At 50.4% G+C, this 15,341-nt stretch carries 20 protein-coding genes; 1 reads left to right on the top strand and 19 read right to left on the bottom strand.

Annotation, left to right across the window (positions count from 1 at the left end):
- Window positions 1–41: 41 nt before the first annotated feature.
- The 19 genes from KJS57_RS05135 to KJS57_RS05045 all read right to left on the bottom strand — a co-directional run bounded on the left by KJS57_RS05135 (window position 42) and on the right by KJS57_RS05045 (window position 14,191).
- Window positions 42–275 carry a DUF2273 domain-containing protein gene (locus KJS57_RS05135; RefSeq protein ID WP_211019592.1) on the bottom strand — a complete coding sequence of 78 codons (234 nt, stop codon included), beginning with the start codon at window positions 273–275 and terminating at the stop codon, window positions 42–44.
- Window positions 276–286: 11 nt separating this feature from the next.
- Window positions 287–829, bottom strand: a complete 543-nt coding sequence (amaP, locus tag KJS57_RS05130; protein WP_211019593.1) for an alkaline shock response membrane anchor protein AmaP — start codon at window positions 827–829, stop codon at window positions 287–289.
- Between the two features lie 79 nt (window positions 830–908).
- Window positions 909–1,316, bottom strand: a complete 408-nt coding sequence (locus KJS57_RS05125; protein ID WP_211019594.1) for an Asp23/Gls24 family envelope stress response protein — start codon at window positions 1,314–1,316, stop codon at window positions 909–911.
- A gap of 128 nt (window positions 1,317–1,444) precedes the next feature.
- On the bottom strand, window positions 1,445–2,788 hold the full coding sequence (gene accC / locus KJS57_RS05120; protein ID WP_213653987.1) for an acetyl-CoA carboxylase biotin carboxylase subunit: 1,344 nt from the start codon (window positions 2,786–2,788) through the stop codon (window positions 1,445–1,447).
- Between the two features lie 59 nt (window positions 2,789–2,847).
- Complete coding sequence (gene accB / locus KJS57_RS05115; RefSeq protein WP_213653986.1) at window positions 2,848–3,330, bottom strand: acetyl-CoA carboxylase biotin carboxyl carrier protein; 483 nt, start codon at window positions 3,328–3,330, stop codon at window positions 2,848–2,850.
- Window positions 3,331–3,539: 209 nt separating this feature from the next.
- The gene (locus tag KJS57_RS05110; protein ID WP_213653985.1) at window positions 3,540–4,352 is read right to left on the bottom strand and encodes a SpoIIIAH-like family protein; all 813 of its coding nucleotides are present in this window, start codon (window positions 4,350–4,352) and stop codon (window positions 3,540–3,542) included.
- 31 nt (window positions 4,353–4,383) lie between these two features.
- Complete coding sequence (spoIIIAG, locus tag KJS57_RS05105; RefSeq protein WP_211019598.1) at window positions 4,384–5,028, bottom strand: stage III sporulation protein AG; 645 nt, start codon at window positions 5,026–5,028, stop codon at window positions 4,384–4,386.
- 19 nt (window positions 5,029–5,047) lie between these two features.
- The gene (gene spoIIIAF / locus KJS57_RS05100; protein ID WP_213653984.1) at window positions 5,048–5,866 is read right to left on the bottom strand and encodes a stage III sporulation protein AF; all 819 of its coding nucleotides are present in this window, start codon (window positions 5,864–5,866) and stop codon (window positions 5,048–5,050) included.
- A gap of 34 nt (window positions 5,867–5,900) precedes the next feature.
- Entirely contained in the window at window positions 5,901–7,094 is a 1,194-nt protein-coding gene (gene spoIIIAE / locus KJS57_RS05095) for a stage III sporulation protein AE (RefSeq protein WP_211019600.1), read from the bottom strand.
- Between the two features lie 17 nt (window positions 7,095–7,111).
- Window positions 7,112–7,501: a stage III sporulation protein AD gene (gene spoIIIAD / locus KJS57_RS05090; protein ID WP_211019601.1), complete on the bottom strand. Its 390-nt coding sequence runs from the start codon at window positions 7,499–7,501 to the stop codon at window positions 7,112–7,114.
- A gap of 12 nt (window positions 7,502–7,513) precedes the next feature.
- The gene (gene spoIIIAC, locus KJS57_RS05085; protein ID WP_009225775.1) at window positions 7,514–7,717 is read right to left on the bottom strand and encodes a stage III sporulation protein AC; all 204 of its coding nucleotides are present in this window, start codon (window positions 7,715–7,717) and stop codon (window positions 7,514–7,516) included.
- 60 nt (window positions 7,718–7,777) lie between these two features.
- Entirely contained in the window at window positions 7,778–8,296 is a 519-nt protein-coding gene (gene spoIIIAB / locus KJS57_RS05080) for a stage III sporulation protein SpoIIIAB (RefSeq protein ID WP_211019602.1), read from the bottom strand.
- A complete protein-coding gene (spoIIIAA, locus tag KJS57_RS05075; protein WP_213653983.1) occupies window positions 8,289–9,281 on the bottom strand; it encodes a stage III sporulation protein AA in 993 nt (330 codons plus the stop codon). The genes spoIIIAB and spoIIIAA overlap by 8 nt, the downstream gene beginning before the upstream one ends.
- Window positions 9,282–9,388: 107 nt before the next feature.
- Window positions 9,389–9,655, bottom strand: coding sequence for a YqhV family protein (locus KJS57_RS05070; RefSeq protein WP_211019604.1), 267 nt, complete (start codon window positions 9,653–9,655; stop codon window positions 9,389–9,391).
- A gap of 196 nt (window positions 9,656–9,851) precedes the next feature.
- A complete protein-coding gene (locus tag KJS57_RS05065; RefSeq protein ID WP_213653982.1) occupies window positions 9,852–11,105 on the bottom strand; it encodes an aspartate kinase in 1,254 nt (417 codons plus the stop codon).
- A 240-nt stretch (window positions 11,106–11,345) separates the two neighbouring features.
- On the bottom strand, window positions 11,346–11,903 hold the full coding sequence (gene efp / locus KJS57_RS05060; RefSeq protein WP_211019606.1) for an elongation factor P: 558 nt from the start codon (window positions 11,901–11,903) through the stop codon (window positions 11,346–11,348).
- A 78-nt stretch (window positions 11,904–11,981) separates the two neighbouring features.
- Entirely contained in the window at window positions 11,982–13,055 is a 1,074-nt protein-coding gene (locus tag KJS57_RS05055) for a M24 family metallopeptidase (protein ID WP_213653981.1), read from the bottom strand.
- Between the two features lie 47 nt (window positions 13,056–13,102).
- Entirely contained in the window at window positions 13,103–13,549 is a 447-nt protein-coding gene (gene aroQ, locus KJS57_RS05050; protein WP_213653980.1) for a type II 3-dehydroquinate dehydratase, read from the bottom strand.
- Between the two features lie 129 nt (window positions 13,550–13,678).
- A complete protein-coding gene (locus KJS57_RS05045; RefSeq protein ID WP_211019609.1) occupies window positions 13,679–14,191 on the bottom strand; it encodes a YqhR family membrane protein in 513 nt (170 codons plus the stop codon).
- Between the two features lie 147 nt (window positions 14,192–14,338).
- Here KJS57_RS05045 and KJS57_RS05040 point away from each other — a divergent pair, with 147 nt between their 5' ends.
- Entirely contained in the window at window positions 14,339–15,340 is a 1,002-nt protein-coding gene (locus KJS57_RS05040) for a DUF1385 domain-containing protein (RefSeq protein WP_244861400.1), read from the top strand.
- Window position 15,341 lies beyond the last annotated feature (1 nt).

Raw genomic sequence — 15,341 nt, 5'->3', positions numbered from 1 at the left:
GAAGACGGTGCTCTTTTTCCGGAGAAAGCATATCACAGGAATCATTTAAATGGGCGCCAGCGCGAAGCCAGCCAGTTCTTCAGTTCCCCCCATGGCAAGAAGGACCCTTGGTCCAAATCCTTGTACTTGCCGACGGTATACCCGACAAACAGTAAGAGGGCGCAGAACATCATGTTCCAAAATCCGAAAAACAGATAGATCGGGCATAAAAACACGGCCGCCGCCAGCCCGAGCAGGCGCCCCCTGTGACTCTCCCACAACTGCTTCCAAAACACGGCGCTTCCCCCTATTCAACCCGGCTTTTCATGACAGGCGACTGGACAAGGTTCGCAATATACACCGACACATAAGACACCGGTATCCCCGTAATTTCCTCTACATGATCATGAACTTGCTTTTGCACTTCTTCGGTCAAGGCCGGTATGGAAGAATCGCCGTCAACCATCGCCCGGACCATAATGTCCAGACCCGCTTCCGTAATCCGGATTCTCGTTTTCACTTCACGGATGCCACGTACGCGGGATGCCGCTTTATAGGACAGATTCTCGATCGTCTCGGTGGAAATCTGAATATCGCCGTATTCGGTCCGCTGATCAATCGACGTAAGCGAGCGCCGGTCGCGGCGAATTGAAATGTAGAAGAACCGGATGCTGATTAAGAAGAGGATCGCAGAAACCACAATTGTCGCAATAAAAAGACCTTTGTCTTCCTCCAGACTGCTTAGGGAAAAAGGTACCGTATCCGTAAGCAGAAGGATGGCTAATACGGATAGTATTGCGATACTCAAGCTGTATACAAACAGCAGAAGTCTGTCCAAAATTTTGGCCACGACGGGAACAGCCCCCTTATCAAATGTCTGAAACTATAGTAAACCCCTGACGCGGAGGTCGGGGGTTTGGTGCCAGGTATTATTTCACCCGATGGCTCAATTCAATTTCTTCGTTACGTTCCGCTGCTTTGAAAATAACGTCATGAATATGTACGTTGACTTCCACCACAGTCAGCCCGGTCATTGTTTCAATAGAACGCTTGACGTTAAGCTGGATTTCCGTAGCCACTTCAGGCAGCCTGTGACCGTATTCTACGATAACGGATACATCGACGGCCGCTTCTTTCTGGCCTACTTCCACTTTGACGCCTTTGGACAAATTCTTCCGTCCGAGCAGCTCGACAATGCCGCCGGCAAAGCCGCCGCTCATGCCCGCTACACCTTTTACTTCGACGGTGGCCAGACCTGCAATTACTTCAATCACTTCAGGTGCGATTTGAATCTCGCCGATCTCTGTCCGTTCGAATTCCGTAGGTAAAGAACTCATTCTATCATCCGCCTCTCAATAAGTATGACGCTCCCTTTATAGCTCTCAATTTTACAGCTAAAGACCGCGCACTTATTATAAATACTATATCATTTCGGGGTCATTATGACAAACCGGAAGACTTGTTTCTAAATCTCGTGTTCTTCCAAAAATTTAATGTCAAAATCCCCTTTTAGGAACACGGGATGCTCCAGCAATTTCTGATGGAACGGAATGGTGGTATGAATTCCCTCAATGGCGAATTCGGCCAAAGCCCGCTTCATTTTGGCAATCGCTTCTTCCCGGGTAGCTCCCCATACGATCAGCTTCGCGATCATGGAATCATAGTATGGCGAGATGGTATATCCCGGATAAGCCCCACTGTCAACACGAACGCCCGGCCCGCCAGGAGCGAGGTAAAATCCGATTTTGCCCGGAGAAGGCATGAAATTGCGGGAAGGATCCTCCGCATTGATCCGGCATTCGATCGACCAGCCGTTCAGCTTGACTTCGTCCTGTGTAAAGGAAAGCGGATTGCCTTCGGCAACCGAAATCATCTCCTGGATGAGGTCGATACCAGTGACCATTTCCGTAACGGGATGCTCAACCTGGATCCGCGTATTCATTTCCATGAAGTAGAACTGGCCGTCCGGACCAAGCAGAAACTCAAGCGTACCCGCACCGGAGTAATTTACCGCCAGCGCCGCCCGTACGGCAGCTTCGCCCATTTCTTTACGCTTTTCGGGAGAGAGCACCGGACAAGGTGCTTCTTCGACAAGTTTTTGGCGACGTCGCTGCACGGAGCAGTCCCGTTCGCCAAGATAAGCGGCATTCCCGTGCTTATCGGCTATAATTTGAATCTCGACATGCTTCATACCCGTCAAAAATTTCTCCAGGTAGACACCGGCATTGCCAAACGCTTTTTGCGCCTCTTGTTGAGCCGTCGTGATCTGCTTGACCAGCGACTCCTCATCCTCGGCAATACGAATACCTTTACCGCCGCCACCGGCCGTAGCTTTAATGATGACCGGATAACCGATTTCGCGGGCTACCGCCATCGCTTGGTCCAGATCGTCAACCAATCCGTCGGAACCCGGAATGACCGGAACGTTCGCTTCCTTCATCGTCTGCTTCGCCACCGCTTTATCACCCATTTTGGTGATCGCTTCGGGAGACGGACCGATAAAGGTGATGTTGCAGGAGCCGCAAATTTCCGCGAAGTCCGCATTTTCAGCCAAAAATCCGTAACCCGGATGGATGGCGTCGCATTCCGTCAACGTGGCCACGCTCATCAGATTCGTAAAGTTCAGGTAGCTGTCCTTTGATAAGGTCGGGCCGATGCAGTACGCTTCGTCCGCGAGCCGGACATGGAGAGAATCCTTGTCCGCTTCTGAGTATACCGCGACGGAGGAAATCCCCAGCTCGCGGCATGCACGAATAATTCGAACCGCAATTTCACCGCGGTTCGCAATCAGTATTTTATGAAATTTCACTAGTTCCCATCCTCCTTGAAAGCTAACCGCGCTTCATTAAGCAGCCGCAGGTACGCAAATTACTCCGGCTTCACCAGAAAGAGAGGCTGTCCGTATTCGACGAGTTGTCCGTTCTCTACGAGAATATCGGTAATTTCGCCTTTGATTTCGGCTTCCAGTTCGTTCATCAGCTTCATCGCCTCAATAATACAAACCGTCGTTTTCTCGCCTACCTTATCTCCTATGTTCACAAACGCATTAGCGTCAGGAGATGCTGCCCGGTAGAACGTTCCAACCATTGGGGACACAATCGTATGTAGGTTTGCTGCCTTTTCCCCAGGACTTACAGCTGCTTCGGGCTCTGTAGTTACTGCCGGAGCCGATACCGCCGGTACTGCTGTAGGCGCGGTTCCGGAAACAACCGTCGGCTGCACTTGGACCAATTCGGTCTTGATAGGCTTCCGAATGCATAGACGAGCGCCTTCGTTCTCAATTTCAAGTTCTTGCACGGACGTTTTGTCCAACAGTTCAATCAATTCCTTGATTTCATCCAATTTAAACATGTGCTTTTTCACTCCTTCAGCTTTTTCAAACAAAGCCTTGGCCTTCTCAAATCAAACATTTTGAAGTAACCCATCACTTAACTTTATGTATTATATCACAATCGACTAAAATGGAAAGAGTCCAAGATTTCCTTGGACTCTTCTCCATACGACACGTTTTTCGCCTGTCGCTATTATTCGATCTTCTTGTATTTACCGCTCAATGTTCACTATTGCGTTATATATTGGACACTGACTTTATCTTGGGAAACGCCGAGTTCCTTGATAACCAGGTCCATAATGCCTACTGCGTCTTTAGCCTCCAATTTTTCGCTTACGACAAGCACTTTATATTTGTTATCCGTTTCTTCGACAACGGCATTCGCGTATTTTTGTTGTAATTTTTCTTCGATCGAATATATTTTTTCTTCTCGTTCTTCTAATGCACTGAGTTCTTTTTGAGCCATAGCCGCTTCTTCCAGCGTTTTGCTTCCGTCATTGATCGCTTGCACCAATTCATCCTGCTTTTTCATGTTCTCAGCATTACGTTGGAATTGATAAGCGGTCAGAGAATCTGTCGCAGTTACCCCCTGCGTTTCCAGCAGCTTCAGCACATCTTCATCACCGGTGCCCGTATTTCCGGCAGTGGAGGAATCGCCATCTTTCCCAGCCGCTTCTTCCTTTTTGCCATCCGATTCTTTTACGGCACTGTCTTTACCTGGATCTGAGCTATCGGCAGTTTTTTCAGTGTCTGGAGCCCCCCCGGAATTTGCAACAGGATCCGTGGCGGCTTCTTCGTCCGTGATAACCGGGCTTTGCTCGCCATCGGTAACGACTTCCGAAAGAATCACTTCCCCATCTTGGCCTAAGCCGCTGTCAGTTACTGTTTCCTGAGTCATCCCCTTATCCATGGTGGACACCTGTTTGCCGTCGGCTGCCTGATTTTTCGCCGGGCTGTCCTCGGTGAAGAGATAATATGCGGATAAAACCACCATCAAACTAAGCATAGATACCAGCCATACCGTTTGTCTTTTCGATCTCATTGAATATTCCTCCTAATAAATAGATTGGATATTATTGTGCTTGCTTCCGCGGAACGACGGAAATCCGGTAAGCCGGAACATTCAGCCCTTTCTCGACGGCATCGACAATCAATGCTTTGACGGTCTTGTTTTCGGCGCCCCTGGCAACAATCAGCACCCCTCGGACCTTAGGTTTAATCTTCTTTGTTACGATGGGCTGTTCATTCCCGGAGGCGTCGTAAGTGACGATTTGGCCATCGCGGGAGTACTGAGTGACATTTCGTTTCCCACCGTCCGCGTCAGTCTCCTCCGTCATTTCCTGGGTATCTTTCATATTGCGCTGGACGATGATCTCTTCCGTGGAATCGATCGTGACCATCACATCGACCGCGCCGACGCCAACGATCTTTTCCAATATCTCTTTCGTTTTGCTTTCCAAGGAAAGTTCAATTTTTGAGAAGGAGCTGTCATCCGGACTGCCCCCGGCAAAGGTTGAATCCGGCATTTCCTGCATGACCGGAGGCTCTCTCCCCTCCCCGCCGGGCTCCACCCGTTTCACATTGACAAAAGAATTGAACAGCATGATCGCCAGCCCTATCAGGCCTACGATCAGCAGCAAACGAAAAGTCTGGCTCCGTTTCTTACCATCAGCGCCTTTGCCGATCCATTGCTCCAGTTTCTTAAGCCATCCCGGCATCAGCCTCACCCCCTTTACGTTATTTCCCGTTTCCGCTCTTTACGGTAACGAATTCCGGGGATATTCCCCATTCCCGATACAGCAGCTCTTCGACCTTCCCTTCCAGGATGGACTGGAGTTGCCGCTGCTCGAGCTGATCTTCACGGTTCGATGATATGGCGTTTTCCGTTTCGGCCATTGCCTCTCTGGCCTGAATATCATCGCTTTCTGTCACTGGATCCAAATTCTTGCTATCACTTGGATTGACGGACCCCTCGGAACCACCGTCAATATCCACTTTCACTTTCTCAACGGGCTGTATCTCGATTTTTCGGCTTTCCTCGGCTTCGGCCTGCTCCGATCCTTCCGAGACCTCTCTCATGACGACTTCCACTTGCTTAATAGAAGGCCCGGTCCCTTCCGTTTTTGTGTCAGCATCCTTCTTTGAAGCAGCCTTCTCTTCCGTCAAAGTAACCGTCACCCGTTCCACCGGCAGTCCCGTTGTCCGCTCTATCTGTTCCTTCATTTGCCTCGCAGCCTCTTCGCCCGCCCACTGCAGGGCTTCCGCTTCTTGTTGCTTTCTAAGCTGCTCTCCCTGTAGAAGGATTGCTTCTGTGCTGTTTGCAGTATTCCCGCCGTCCTGGTCGCTCCAGTTGCCCGCAAATGCGGTTTCAATCTTCTGCTTCGCGTCGGAGGAGAAGATTCGCAGGACCGGAGACAGCAGGGTCAACAAGATCAGCAAGCTGACCACAAATTTTACATACCGTTCCATCGCGCGGTTCGGTAACAGCAAATCGATAAACACCGCGATCAAAACTACGATTATAATTTCTTTCAGCCATTCCGCTAGAAAGTCCACTCCACATTCACATCCTCGCCCGAACTTTTCCGGGTCATCTCATCATCACCGTGACATTGCCGGCCGTAAGCATGATCGTAATCGCCAGAAAAAACATCATTCCCACCGCCGCCAGCGCCGCAAACACGTAAAGCATGCTTTTTCCTATCGTCTCGAGGCAGGTTACGATCGGCGATCCTCCCAGCGGCTGCATAACGGCGGCCGATAGATTGAAAATTAGCGCCAGCGTCAGGATTTTGATCGCCGGGAAGGCGCAGAGGAATAGCAGGATGATCACTCCGACAAGCCCGATGGAGTTCTTGACAAGAAGGGAAGCTGAGATAACGGTATCCGTTGCATCCGCAAATACTTTACCTACCACCGGAACAAAATTGCCGGTAAGATACTTAGCTGTTCTCAGTGTGACGCCATCGGCTACAGAACCCGTAATGCCCTTGACCGAGATCACTCCCAGAAACACCGTCAGCAATATGCCGAGCAATGCCATCGCTATGGTCCGCAGCATGTTGGCGAGCTGAGTCAGCTTATATTTGTCGGACAAGGAGCTCACGATGTGAAGGACAGCCGAGAAGAACAACATCGGAAACACGACGGAATGAACTACCGTGCCGACGGTATGCACCATGAAGACGACGAGCGGATGTGTTACCGACACGGTCACCACATTTCCCATGGAGGCCAGCAGCGTGAACAATAGAGGGACCATCGCCATCATAAAGTCGATCATGCCGGTAATCGCACCGGTAGCGTACTTTATCGCGACATTAAAGCTGTTTATGGCCAAAACAAGAATGACCATGTAGCAGATCGAATAGGCTATCTTGCTGACCTGATTGCGTTCGAAAGCGGATTGGAGCGTTTCGAGAATCATGCTGAATACGGAGAGGAGGACGATCGTCACGAGAATGTGTCCGTTATACAGCACCTCCTGCCACATGTAGCGCAGCAACCCCGTCAATCCCGACTGAACCGAAAAACCTTGATCCTGAGAAAAGAGCATATCCATAAAGGAAGGCATATTCCCGTCCGGGAAGAACCCGCCGTAATCTTTCATCAAACTCTGCCAGTACGTCTCCACCTGATCGGTGGGAAGTTCCTCCGCCTGGCGCTGCATCCAATCCCCGGCCGGACCTTCAGCCATCGCCCGGACAGGCGTCCAGAGAAGCAGAAAGCCGAAGATAATCAGGAACATTGTTTTCAGCCGCCATTCGGAATCCTTCGTTTTCATTCTTGTCCCACCTTCGCTTAAGCCGGCAACAGTTTGATGACTGTCTCGATAATGATGCTTATAATCGGAATGGCCAAAACCATAATTAACACTTTGCCTGCCAACTCGATTTTGGAGGCGATGCTTTCCTGTCCGGCGTCTCTCACGATTTGCGCTCCGAATTCTGCGATATAGGCAATACCGATGATTTTTAGAATTGTCTTCAGGTAAATCATCTGTACTCCTGAAGATTCCGCGAGATGTTCCAGCACTTCAATAATTCCGCCAATCTTGCCGATCAGGTACATGAATATATAAATGCCGGTGCATGCGGCGATCAAGAAAGCGAACAACGGCTTTTGTTCTTTAATGACCAGGATCAGCACCGTCGCTACGAGTCCAAGGCCTACGATCTGAATCATTTCCACGGTTTATATCACCTACTGGAACAGGAAGATCGATTTTATTTCCTGAAACAGGCTGTCGAGCAGCCGGATGACCATAAACAGTACGACCACGAAACCGATCAGTGTCACCCAATGGGCCATGTCTTCCTTGCCCATCTGCTTCAGTACGGTGTGAATCATGGCGATAATGATTCCGATGCCCGCGATTTGAAAAATGGCGTTCACTTCTATGTTCATTGATTTGGCACCTCGCTATCATATTCACAGGCGATAACAGGAGTAGGGAGGGTTGAGAATTTAGTAGAACAAAATGACGATGAACGCTCCGCACAGCAGCCCCAGGCTTTTGAACATTTTTTCATAGCGGTTTTGCTCTTCCCGTGCCGCAGCTTCCTCGCTTTCCAGTTGACGGACCGCAGTCGCGATGTGACCGAGCTGGTCCTTCCGGTCGCTTGTTCCTAAGGTGAAGCTCAGTTGGTTCAGCACATCCTTCTCCGCCGCTTTCATTGCCGTATACTTCCAGTTGCTCTCAATGGCGGCCTGAAGACTGTCCTGCGCCGTCCGGTTGAACGGCGGATTCATGTCGGTGGAAGCCCCGGTGAAGATCGACTTGATCGGATCGCCGCTCTGTTCCCCGATGCGCTGGAGCGCGTCAGGCAGAGGCGTAAAGCCGTACATGATCTCCGTCTGAAGCCGCCGGAGCGCCAGAATCAGCTTGCGGATCTGGGTAGGCCGGTTCGCATACTGCCGGGCCTGAATCCAGCCGGAGAGCGTGGCTGCCGTTATGACTAGGACAGCTCCCAGAATTTTAAGCATAATCTTCCCTGCCCTTCCATTCCGGATCCTGCACCCTTCTCCTCTTTCCGTCCCAAAGGCGGAAAGCCATTCCGCGCTCACTTCGCCTCACCACGGCGTACATCTGGAAGAAAGAGGCCTCGAACAGTTTCGACAAGGCGGGGCGGGAAGCCAGATCCTCGATGCTTGAGCCATGCGCCGTGGCGATGACCCGAACTCCGGCGTGAAGCGCTTCGGCCAACGCTTCCGCATCTTCCGGCCGTCCCACCTCGTCCACAATCAGTACGTCCGGCGACATAGAACGGATCATCATCATGATGCCTTCCGCTTTCGGACAGCCATCCATGACATCCGTCCTCGGTCCGACATCGAAGCTCGGCACTCCCCGCTTGCTTCCCGCAATTTCGGAGCGCTCGTCGATGACCGCAACCTTGAGGCCGGGCCACTTCGCTTCGGAGTGTCCCCAGGTTCCGCTGCTGATTTGGCGTGCCAAATCTCGGATCAGGGTCGTTTTTCCGTGCTGGGGAGGGGATAGAATCAAGGTGTGAAATACACTGTGTTGTTTAAAATCCAGAAGATGCGGCATCATGGGATCGGCGATCCCTCGGATTTCCCGCGCTATCCGGATATTGAATCCGCTAATATCCCGGAGGTGCTCCACCTTGCCCCCGCTTAAGACAGTCCTGCCAGCCAGTCCGATCCGATGCCCGCCCGCGATGGTGATAAAGCCCTTGCGCAGCTCTTCTTCCATCGTGTAGAGCGAATGATTCGTGATCAGATCCAGCAGCCGGTTTCCGTCCTGCTTCCCCGGAATGAAAGCGGCGCCGGGCTCACGGGTCATTCCCCCCTCTGGAGTCACAAAATAGTAACGTCCGCCGGCGTTCACTTCAAGCGGGCGCCCCTCCCGGATTCGAACCTCCTCCAGACCTGCGTACAGACTGGGCGGAAGCTTGGCCAGCAGGACGCGGAGATTGTCGGGAAATACGGTTAGCCAGCTTTGGTCCATAGGCGTACCCCCCAAACCTTCTTTCTCGTAAATCGAAAATGTGTAATCATTCTTTGGGTTATACATCATATTTATGCTTGTACTTCATGTTTATGACGGTAAATCTATCATTTCTTCAAAATGCCGATTAAGAGACACGCGACTCCGCAGCCGATCCATATCATTTTCCCCCAGGAGAGCTTATCCGCCATGCCGGCCAGCCCGATCGAGGTCGTAATAATCAAAACGCTTGGGCCGACAAAAGCCAGCGCGGAGTTTACCGCAAGCGCTTTGTCGACACGCCCCAATTTCAGCATGAGCAGTGCGGCCAATATTTCGATGGTCCCCGAGAATATTCGGAGCGAAGCCATGCCGGTTACGAATTTATCAAGCATAATAACCTCCTTCTTGTCCCTATGTGCTCTTATATCGATATGCCCAAGCCCCCCATTTTATTTCTATTAGTATGCAGCGCTCCTGCCAGAATCCAAGAAAAGAGAGTCTAAACAAAAAAAGCTGTCCCTTGAAGCGGAATACCGCTTAAAGGAACAGCTCTACTCTAGTTATTAAATTGAAGAAAAACTCCGGTAATTACCGGCGGTCCTGTGGGCCGCCCACAAATACTTGGCTTTCCGTATCGAGACCATAGGCAGTATGAAGCGCCTTAACGACTTCATGCAGTTTGTTTCCTTCAATGACGCAGGACACTTTGATTTCCGAGGTGCTGACCATTTTAATGTTTACACCCTCTTTGGAAATGACGTCGAACATTTGAGCGGCTACGCCAGGGTGGCTTACCATGCCGGCGCCGACGATCGACACTTTTACCAGATTGTCTTCGGAAGTCACTTCCTGGTACGGCAGCTCTCCGCGAATACCGCTCAATACGTTCAGCGCCTTCTCACGGTCGGACAGTGCCACAGTGAAGCTGAAATCCGCTTTTCCGTCCGTAACGCCGCTCTGTACGATAATATCGACGTCGATTTTAGCTTCGGCAAGAGATCCGAATACTTTGGCTAGTACGCCAGGTACGTGGGACACGCCGAGAATGCTGATCCGGGCTACATTTTTATCGTAAGCAATACCGCTGACAACTACACCTTGTTCCATATTGACTTCCTCCTTGACTACTGTACCTTCATTATGGTTAAAGCTGGAGCGAACGATGAGGCAAACCTGATTATGCTTGGCATACTCCACCGCACGGGGATGGAGGACCGCCGCCCCCAGGTTAGCCAGTTCAAGCATTTCATCATAAGAAATTTCATCCAGCTTGCGAGCATTCTTAACAATTCTGGGATCTGTGGAATAAATACCGTCGACGTCCGTATAAATCTCGCAGAAATCTGCATTTGTCGCCGCCGCAAGGGCTACGGCCGTCGTATCGGAGCCGCCGCGGCCGAAGGTGGTGATCTCTCCGTCTTCCGTCATGCCCTGAAAACCGGCCACGACCACAATGTTGCCTTCTTCCAGCGCACGAATGACACGTTCTGGCCGGATATCCGTAATCCGGGCTCTCCCATGTTCTGATTCTGTGCGGAATCCCGCCTGCCAGCCCGTAAACGACATTGCCTTCTTGCCAAGCTGATGAATCGCAATCGACAGCAGCGCGATCGAGATTTGCTCGCCCGTCGTCATCAGCATATCCATTTCCCTCAAAGGAGGCTCATTATTCAGCAGTTTTGCCTGGTCGATCAGGTCGTCCGTGGTGTCTCCCATAGCGGAGACGACTACGATCACCTGATGTCCTTCCTCTTGTTTAGCCACGACGCGTTTGGCGACGCGCTGCATCCGCTCCGTATCCCCAACAGAGCTTCCTCCGAATTTCATTACATATAAAGCCAAATCGGACCCTCCCTAATATGCTCATCCTATCCTGCAAGCTTAACCTGCGGGTTTCTTTGCATTTTTCTATCGTAACGCTTTAACCCAGTATAATACGAAAGCCCGGAAAGAAGTCAATGCTTTTGATGACAATACAATAAAACTTCGGAATATAGAAAAAATTCCCCCACCCGAAAAGGATGGAGGACGGCGCCGGAACATAAGTCCTGTATAATTCCGGCAGACCTGCCGAACTTACGGCTATGCGCGGGAAATATATTTTCCTTCGCGGGTATCGATCAGCAGCACATCGTCTTCATTAATGAAGAGCGGCACCTGAACGTTAAGTCCAGTTTCAACCTTGGCGTTCTTGGTAGCCCCTGTTGCGGTATTGCCTTTAATCCCCGGCTCGGTTTCCACGACGCGCAGCTCAACGCTGTTCGGCAAGTTGATACCGAGAATCTCGCCTTGGTAGCTGACGATCTTCACGTTCATGTTTTCCTTCAAGAAGTTCAGTTCCCATTTCAGTTGTTCTTCCGACAACGTGAACTGGTCATAGGTTTCGTTATCCATGAATGCATGGTCTTGACCGCTGGCATACAGATACTGTACGTCACGGTTCTCAATCAACGCACGCCCGATCGTTTCGCCTGCACGGAACGTTTTCTCTACTGTGTTGCCGTTACGGAGATTTTTCAATTTGGAGCGAACGAAAGCCGCACCCTTACCTGGTTTAACATGCTGGAAATCGAGAACTGTAAAAATATCGCCGTCTACCTCAACGGTTAAGCCTGTTTTAAAGTCGTTTACTGAAATCACTAAAAGAACCTCCTCAAGTGGGTTAAACTATTTATTATTAATTTAAAATTACCCATTCCTCAGTATTGCATGACATTCCTAGCCTAAAACGATAAAATCCTTGGTCGACTCCGTCAAACGCCGTACTCCGGTCTCGGTAATAACGACATCGTCTTCAATCCGAACGCCGCCGAAGCCAGGAATGTAAATACCGGGCTCCACCGTTACAACCATCCCCGGCTGCAATACCGTATCGCTCAGTTTCGACACCCGCGGATTCTCGTGCACTTCCATCCCAAGACCATGGCCTGTACTATGTCCGAACTGGTCGCCATACCCGTAACGAGTAATTATATCGCGAGCCAGTGCGTCCCCTTCCCGGCCTGTCATGCCTGGACGAAGAAATTCCAACGTGTGAAGCTGTGCTTCGAGAACAATGTCATAAATTTCACGATGCTTCGCGGAGGGTTCACCGATGAACACGGTACGCGTAATATCCGAACAATATCCGTTCATCAACGCGCCGAAATCCAGCGTCACGAATTCGTTCTTTTGAATGACTTTGCCGCTCGCCACCCCGTGCGGCATGGCCGAACGTTCTCCTGAAGCGACGATTGTATCAAAGGAAGGGCCTGATGCGCCGTTCTTGCGCATAAAGGTCTCAAGCTCGAGCGCCATGTCCCATTCCGTAACACCCGGTTTAAGCTGTTCGAGCATATGCAGATAGGTCCGGTCGGCTAAATCTGCCGCCGCTTTCATCAAAGACAACTCGCCTTCGTCCTTGAATTGACGCAAGCCTTCCACAAGTCCCGTCACGGGTACCAGCTCGCAAGGCTGCAGCTCGCGCTCGTATGCGCGATAAGTGGAGAATACCACAATATCTTCCTCAAAACCAAGCCGGTTGATGCCTTCTGCGGCAAGAAGCTGCTTAAGACTATCCGTTACGGAAGCACCGTGCTCCACGATTTCAAACCCGGCAGCCTGTTCGGCAGCTTGAGTCATATAACGGAAATCCGTCAACAGAAAAGCTTTATGCATCGTGATCAAAACATATCCTGATGAACCGGTAAAGCCCGTCAAATAGCGGCGGTTCACATCACCGGTAATCCAGACGGCTTCGATGTTCTGAAGCTTCATCGCTTCGCGAAGCCCGATAACACGTGTGCTCGCCATAATTAACTCTCCTTCATGTTCGACTTACAAGCGGTCGCACCGGGCATTCATCCCTGCCGTTGATCCAGATGACGCAGGATCGCCTTCAAGCCCATATCATATCCGAAAGAGCCAAACCCGGCGATCTGGCCCACCGCGATCGGAGCGATCACGGAATGATGCCGGAACTGCTCACGGGCATGGATATTGGACAAATGAATCTCGACGGCCGGGATACCTACCGAGGTAAGAGCGTCCCGAAGCGCATAGCTGTAATGGGTTAATGCTCCAGGGTTGATCAGGATTCCGTCGCAATTCCCGTACGCCGCATGAATCCGGTCGATCAACGCTCCTTCGTGATTCGACTGGTAGAACGAAAGCTCTATTCCATCTTTCTCCGCAAGCTTTTTCAGCCTGTTTTCGATATCGCCCAAGCTTTCGGAGCCATAAATTCCGGGCTCGCGAATCCCGAGAAAATTCAGATTCGGTCCGTTCAGCACTAGGATGCGAAACATCCTGCTCACCCTTCCTGTTCAAAGATACTTCAAAAGAGCTGAAAACCCGGATTTTTTGAACACGCACTGTAAAAATAACCAAAAGTTATTTTATCATAGGTTAGCGGATGTTGAGAAGCTTTTTTGTCCCTATTGAAGTGCACCCTTGGCCTTCCGGGCTCCCTTCGGTTCGCGGGCTCTCTCGTTCGTATACTCTTCTGCCGCCGTATAACCGATGAATAATCCCCATAACAGAAACAGGCAAAATTCACTGAATACCGTATTAAATGACAACTCCCGGATCGGGGAGGTCATTTTCAGCATCGGGCCAAGCAGTAGAAAAATGACAGCCCACCATACGATTCCGTAAATCATGCCGGGGAGAGGACCCTTCAGCTTCCTGAAGGCTAATGTATAAATCAGCGTTGCGATGACGGAGAACAAAACAAAAAACAGCCATCCGACATAGTAACCCCGCTGAGTCTGCAAAAATTGATGCTTAAAAAACGGTTCCACCAGATATCCAGGCAGCACAGTCGTGAATTTCAGGTAGTAAAACAGGCCTTGGACAGCCCCCCAAATAAGCCCCGCAAAAATACCGATTTGCAGAGAGAAACGCAACAAGTTTGTACCCTTTTTTCGCTTATTCCGTTGCCGATTCATTTCAATCTTCCCTTCCTTGAAATTCCGATCACATTGCCGATTAGTATGCGCAAATTGAAAAAGACTAAACAAACTAGAATTTGCCCCCAAAGTTCGTTACAATGGATACAGAACTACCTCTATTACTACTCTAGGAAGGTGAATTAGTTGCCTGAGCAATCCACACCAACGATTTATGGCGGCCAAGCCGTTATGGAAGGCGTCATGTTCGGCGGAAAACACGTCAATGTCACTGCAGTTCGCCGCAAAAACGGAGAGATCACCTTCTTGGAAGTGCCCAAGAGTGATAAGAACTGGGTGAAGAAGCTTCGCAAAATTCCGCTAGTCCGAGGTCTGGTCAGCATTATAGACTCCAGCGCCAAAGGCTCGAAGCATTTAAACTATTCGGCCGAAGCCTTGGCGGATGATGAGACCGAACCGGAAGAACGGGCTAAGCAGAAGGAAAAAGAGGAATCCGGCTTTTCTCTTTCCATGATTGTAGGCGTAGCGGTCGTAGGCGTCTTATCCTTCGTAGTCGGAAAGCTGATCTTTACGCTTGTCCCGGCACTTCTGGAGCAATTCCTCTTCCAGCATGCATTCAGTAATCAGACCCTGCATACGCTGATTGAAGGAGTTATCAAAATAATTCTTCTACTGACTTACCTTTGGATTATTTCACAAACGCCGATGATTAAACGGTTGTTTCAATATCACGGCGCGGAGCATAAAGTCATCAGCGCATATGAGGCCGGCGAGGAACTGACTCCGGCCAATGTTCAGAAATACAGCCGCCTGCATTACCGCTGCGGCAGCAGCTTCATTATTTTGACGGTCATTGTCGGTGTCATCATTTACTCTTTGCCCATCTTCAGTTGGGACAATGTATGGGAACGGATGTACATTCGAGTATTGCTTCTTCCCGTAGTCATCGGAGTGTCCTTTGAACTGCTTCGCTTTACGAATTCGGTTCGCGACATCCCTGTACTTCGTTACCTCGGATATCCCGGCCTATGGCTTCAGCTTCTGACGACCAAAGAACCAAGCGATGACCAGGTCGAAGTGTCGATCGCTTCCTTCAACCGGATGCGTGAGATTGATGCCGGTATGGAGCAGACTTCGGCAACGGAAACAACAGTCGGTCGTTCTTCCTTGGATCCCGTGAAAGGATGAT

It is taken from the genome of Paenibacillus vini (assembly GCF_018403325.1).
Taxonomy (GTDB): domain Bacteria; phylum Bacillota; class Bacilli; order Paenibacillales; family Paenibacillaceae; genus Fontibacillus; species Fontibacillus vini.
The sequence above is the reverse complement of the archived record's forward strand: the minus strand, read 5'-3'. Positions and strand labels throughout refer to the sequence as shown.

Excerpts from the sequence above, each read along its gene's own strand:
- KJS57_RS05125 (WP_211019594.1), bottom strand. The coding sequence starts at position 1,316 with ATGAGTTCTTTACCTACGGAATTCGAACGGACAGAGATCGGCGAGATT.
- accB (WP_213653986.1), bottom strand. The coding sequence starts at position 3,330 with ATGTTTAAATTGGATGAAATCAAGGAATTGATTGAACTGTTGGACAAA.
- KJS57_RS05110 (WP_213653985.1), bottom strand. The coding sequence starts at position 4,352 with ATGAGATCGAAAAGACAAACGGTATGGCTGGTATCTATGCTTAGTTTG.
- spoIIIAG (WP_211019598.1), bottom strand. The coding sequence starts at position 5,028 with ATGCCGGGATGGCTTAAGAAACTGGAGCAATGGATCGGCAAAGGCGCT.
- spoIIIAE (WP_211019600.1), bottom strand. The coding sequence starts at position 7,094 with ATGAAAACGAAGGATTCCGAATGGCGGCTGAAAACAATGTTCCTGATT.
- spoIIIAC (WP_009225775.1), bottom strand. The coding sequence starts at position 7,717 with ATGAACATAGAAGTGAACGCCATTTTTCAAATCGCGGGCATCGGAATC.
- spoIIIAB (WP_211019602.1), bottom strand. The coding sequence starts at position 8,296 with ATGCTTAAAATTCTGGGAGCTGTCCTAGTCATAACGGCAGCCACGCTC.
- spoIIIAA (WP_213653983.1), bottom strand. The coding sequence starts at position 9,281 with ATGGACCAAAGCTGGCTAACCGTATTTCCCGACAATCTCCGCGTCCTG.
- KJS57_RS05070 (WP_211019604.1), bottom strand. The coding sequence starts at position 9,655 with ATGCTTGATAAATTCGTAACCGGCATGGCTTCGCTCCGAATATTCTCG.
- KJS57_RS05055 (WP_213653981.1), bottom strand. The coding sequence starts at position 13,055 with ATGGCGAGCACACGTGTTATCGGGCTTCGCGAAGCGATGAAGCTTCAG.
- aroQ (WP_213653980.1), bottom strand. The coding sequence starts at position 13,549 with ATGTTTCGCATCCTAGTGCTGAACGGACCGAATCTGAATTTTCTCGGG.
- KJS57_RS05045 (WP_211019609.1), bottom strand. The coding sequence starts at position 14,191 with ATGAATCGGCAACGGAATAAGCGAAAAAAGGGTACAAACTTGTTGCGT.